The organism is Pseudomonas sp. BJa3, assembly GCF_026343815.1.
Lineage (GTDB): Bacteria > Pseudomonadota > Gammaproteobacteria > Pseudomonadales > Pseudomonadaceae > Aquipseudomonas > Aquipseudomonas soli.
Map to the genome: position 1 here is coordinate 1 of NZ_JAOXMC010000231.1, position 267 is coordinate 267.

Consider the following 267-nt stretch of genomic DNA (forward strand, 5'->3'; position numbering starts at 1 on the left):
GTTACCCGAGGAGCTGAAGGTCAGCTCGCCCGGCCGCTGCCGCGCCAGTTCGGCCAGTTCGGCGACCGAGCTGACCTTCAGGTCGGGGTTGACCACCAGCAGGTTGGAGGTCAGGTTGGTCATCGACACCGGCGCGAAGCTGCGCTGCGGGTCGTAGCGCAGCTTGGGGTACAGCGACGGGTTGATGGTCAGCACGCCCATGGTGGAGTACAGCAGCGTGTAGCCGTCGGGCGCGGCGCTGGCCACGGCCTCGGCGCCGATGGTGCC

Annotated in this window: 1 protein-coding gene; it reads right to left on the bottom strand. The window is 68.9% G+C overall.

What is annotated here, in order from left to right; translation table 11 throughout:
• Positions 1-267: Bug family tripartite tricarboxylate transporter substrate binding protein (locus tag OH705_RS27540; protein ID WP_267303480.1), on the bottom strand; the 267-nt coding region annotated here is incomplete at both ends.